This is a genomic window from Phormidium sp. CCY1219, assembly GCF_055795085.1.
Genome location: NZ_JAYFEQ010000868.1, coordinates 1 through 3,887, shown reverse-complemented (window position 1 = coordinate 3,887; position 3,887 = coordinate 1). Strand labels below are relative to the sequence as shown.

The following is a 3,887-nucleotide window of genomic DNA, read 5'->3' as shown; positions in this document are numbered from 1 at the left end:
GCTCGCCGTTCTCACTGGCATCGATGCCAATACCCTCGGCGTGGAGGACTTCTTCACTGTCGGGTAATCCCGTAGGGTAAGTGCGAAACGCACTTACCCCCCCCAGATGGGATACAGTTAAGCAAGGGTGCAAACCTTCGCAGTCGCATTTATTGGGGGGGAGGCGGTAGCTCTGGAGAAACCTTCCCCCCTGGGGGAACGAGTTAAAACGTGCAAATTATTTTGCCTAAGTGCTTATCAATCTGCAATATTATTTTCTTCTAAAAGCTTGACAATTGCGGATTTTTATGGTATAATATATGTCGTTTAATCCAAAACCCTTTTTCACCCCAATCCACCAGCCGTAATCTTAGTCCGCGTAGGCGGACTTAACCTGCTAAGGCGCGATTTCAATCTCCCGCCTTTCAATTTTCTCACACTACTCTAGCGCCCAAAAATATGAGAATTGAGAATTAACAAAATTTGCAATTCTCAATTCTCAATTCTCTCACCGAAGTGCTTGCCGAACCATTAAAAGTGGTTGGCAATCAAGTGAGGAATTTCCTGGGGGTCTATTTTGCTATAGCGGGTTTTATCTGGCATGACAATCACATTCGGTCCGGCTTTGCAGCGTTTCATGCAGCCGGTGCCTTTAATCGTCACCGCATCGTCTAACCCATGATGGCGCAAATGGTCTTGCAGGGCGTCGCAGATTGCACTCCCGCCGCGCTTGCGACAAGCGGACTTTTGACAAACCAAAATCGAGGCTTTCTTTTTGCGGGGGGTTTTCTCTGCGTTGCCGTTAGTCTGAGAGTGAGAGCAATTGTCGGCAATCGGACAGTGGGGCGCGATCGCGCATTCTTCAGTTTCCTGGGGCGCTGACGATGCAGTTCCGACGGGCAGCACAATGCGATCGGCCTTTAATTTCACCTTACCGCTTTTCGGGTTGAATTTTTTCTCACCCTCAACCTGCACCCAGTCGCCGGGGGTCAAGCGCGCTTGCCATACGGCGCGTTCCTTTTTCGAGCAATCGAGCGTGATACAGCGTTCTCCGCGATCTGTGGAAAGACCGAATTGCTTGCCCGCCTTGCCTTTCTTTTTGCTGACAAAGCCGAGGAAGCGTCCTTCCAACTCGAGTTCTGACGTTTGTTTTTTAGACTTACCCATTGTTTCCTGTTCCTTGTGATGACTGTCCTAATCGTTCGATGACCCGCCCTTATCTGCTGTCGGGATACACCCCAATCCCAAACTTGCAGGGGCGATAAACCAGCGATCGCTGACTAATCCTGCCAGCAGCGTTCCAACCACTGGACTAACCTTGGGCGCGACATCTGCAACTGCTGCGAAACGCTCCAAAACTGTACCGCCGTCCCCGCATTTAAGGGAACTCGCAAGGGTTGATTCGCTTCGCACCAACAGGAAATCCCCAATTCCTGTAAGCGGCGATACATCTGCCACTTATTGCTGCCGTGAACTTCTAGCATCTGTCCGGTGTGTGATTTTTGCTCGGATGACTCCATGCGATCGCCCTCTAAACTGCAAAAAATTTTCAGTAACTAGATAGCGGCCTCCCCCTGTCGTTAATTTTTTTTTAACAATTTGCCGAGGCAAGCCGTTGTTCGGTCTTCATCAACCCTACCGCAAATGACAAAGATTCTCATCTGTTTTCAGCCGGAAATTCATAAAACTTTACAATAAGCCTCGGCTAGAAAAATGACTATGGCGGCGATCGCGCCTCAATCCAGCCGCCAGCGCCACGGCTAGCGTACTTGTAACCTCTCAACCCTGTCAAAATCTATTTTCATTATAACATATCCTCAGTAAACTATCAGCAACAGATGAATTACAGCGAGAAACAACCAAAGTAACAGATAAATAATTCACAATAGTTAACGATTCCCTTTCCCGGCGGAAAACTTTTGCCAGTTTGTATCCCAGGTACTTAACGCCAGAAAGGCGAGATGCTAGGCTCCTCTCATTAAGCAACAGTTGTTGCAAATGAGAGGAGAACCAAAACAATGGCTAAAATTCAGAGTGCCTTGCGCCCCTTTGGAGAAGTAGCAGACAATCCCCTGTTGCTCGATCGCGCCGTAACCGTGCCGGTGTGCGAGGGATTAAACGTCTTGTTGGCAAGCTTTCAGGGATTGTACCTGCAGTACCAAAAGCATCATTTTGTGGTAGAAGGAGCCGAATTTTACTCCTTACACCAGTTTTTCCAAGACAGTTACGAACAAGTGCATGAGCACATTCACGAAATAGGAGAGCGCCTCAACGGATTAGGGGGGATTCCCGCCGCCAGTTTCAGCCAGTTAGCGCAACTGTGCGAGTTCACTCTCGAACCCGATGGGTTGTATTATGCTCGCCAGATGGTAGAAAACGACTTGAGTGCCGAACAGGCGATGATTCAGTTATTGCGGCGACAGGCAAGCCAAGCGGAAAGCCTAGGCGATCGCGCGACCCGCTATTTGTACGAAAAAATTCTTCTAGAAACCGAAGAGCGGGCCTATCATCTGGCGCATTTCTTAGCCAACGATAGCTTAGTGGTTTCGGTCTAAGCTGTGGCGGTTGCTACAAGCTGTGAAATTTAAAGCAAGTCAACCTCCATAAATTAGGACAACCGCATCTTGTCCAATTCAGCAAGACAATAACCGGGGGGCAACCCGTGGCTCACCCAACCCGTGAGCGAGTTGCAGCCCTCGTGCCTGAGTCACCTTTGTGCATAGAACGCAATCCCAGAGGTAGAGCAGACAAATACTGCTCTGCCTTAAAAAATGGGCGGGGGAGAGTGGGAAATGGCGGGGGTTGAGGCGAAACGGGCGCGGGGGAAAGCGATCGCGCATCCCTCCGAATTGTGGTCAAACCCTGGCCTAAAAATTCCCCTGCGTCGGCGCAAGAGTTGCGGGGGGTTCGCCGCTACTGGATAAATTGATAGTTTTTTTCATTAAATTCGCCCTTTATCGGACAAAAATCTCCTCAATTCCGAGAGACAAGGGCGAGAAAAATAGAGAGATTGAGGCAATTCTGAAGAAGATGTCACAAAAATTCATCAAAAAAGACTTGCAATAAGTCCCGAATTCTGTATTACTGTTAACCATTGGCTTATTGAATATTTATTTCAATAAGGCCGAGACCCGTCCTAGAGGAGATAGCTTTCAATTGCCCACCCAAGCGGGTTTGAGCATGACTGATTCGGAGTTGATGCCCAATGTGGGCGAGCGAGGGGAAGAAAGCAGCCCCAGGCCCAGCCGGATGATGGCTCAAACCCCACCCCCACCGCAACATCATCCATAACCATCCAGCCGATGCAAGCGAACTATCATGGCCTTTTACACCGCCGCAGCACTCAAAAACGAACTTCAACAGAGGGGATTTCGCCTGACGCCCCAGAGAGAGAAGATATTGCGCGTTTTTCAAACCCTGCCCCAGGGCAAGCATCTGAGTGCCGAAGAACTGCGCTACTGGCTCGATCGCGAAGGAGAGAAAGTCAGCCTATCCACCATTTATCGAACCGTAAAATTAATGGCGCAGCTAGGGATTTTGCGGGAACTAGAATTTGCCGAAGGCCACAAACACTACGAACTGAACAAACCCTCAGAACACCACCATCATCTGGTATGCGTGCAATGCCACCAGACCATAGAATTCAAAAACGAAGCGATCGCCGAACTGTGCAGCGCCCAAGCCGAAGCCAGACAATTCGAACTGCTTGACTGCCAACTGACCCTGCATTGCGTCTGTTTGGAAGCAGTGCAAGAAGGGTGGCCCTACCTCCTGCCCGATAATTGGGTGTGTCCCAAAGCCCACAGGCCCCTGGGCTGAGACCGAAAGTTTACGTGACGTACTCCCGACGCCGACCGCTTAGGCGGTACGGCGCGGGCTTCTGGGCCGAGACCTTTGAGATCTGGGTT

4 protein-coding genes are annotated in these 3,887 nt (G+C 50.0%); 2 read left to right on the top strand and 2 right to left on the bottom strand.

Annotation, left to right across the window (positions count from 1 at the left end; translation table 11 throughout):
• Nucleotides 1–510 precede the first annotated feature (510 nt).
• Nucleotides 511–1,146 carry a (2Fe-2S) ferredoxin domain-containing protein gene (locus AC0QH1_RS28350; RefSeq protein ID WP_324634798.1) on the bottom strand — a complete coding sequence of 212 codons (636 nt, stop codon included), beginning with the start codon at nt 1,144–1,146 and terminating at the stop codon, nt 511–513.
• A 113-nt stretch (nt 1,147–1,259) separates the two neighbouring features.
• Nucleotides 1,260–1,499, bottom strand: coding sequence for an Asr1405/Asl0597 family protein (locus AC0QH1_RS28345; protein WP_324634797.1), 240 nt, complete (start codon nt 1,497–1,499; stop codon nt 1,260–1,262).
• A gap of 498 nt (nt 1,500–1,997) precedes the next feature.
• On the opposite strand from AC0QH1_RS28345, the gene dpsA reads away from it, so the two are divergent.
• Complete coding sequence (gene dpsA / locus AC0QH1_RS28340; protein WP_324634796.1) at nt 1,998–2,534, top strand: DNA starvation/stress protection protein DpsA; 537 nt, start codon at nt 1,998–2,000, stop codon at nt 2,532–2,534.
• Between the two features lie 763 nt (nt 2,535–3,297).
• Nucleotides 3,298–3,798 carry a ferric uptake regulation protein gene (locus tag AC0QH1_RS28335; protein ID WP_324634795.1) on the top strand — a complete coding sequence of 167 codons (501 nt, stop codon included), beginning with the start codon at nt 3,298–3,300 and terminating at the stop codon, nt 3,796–3,798.
• Nucleotides 3,799–3,887 lie beyond the last annotated feature (89 nt).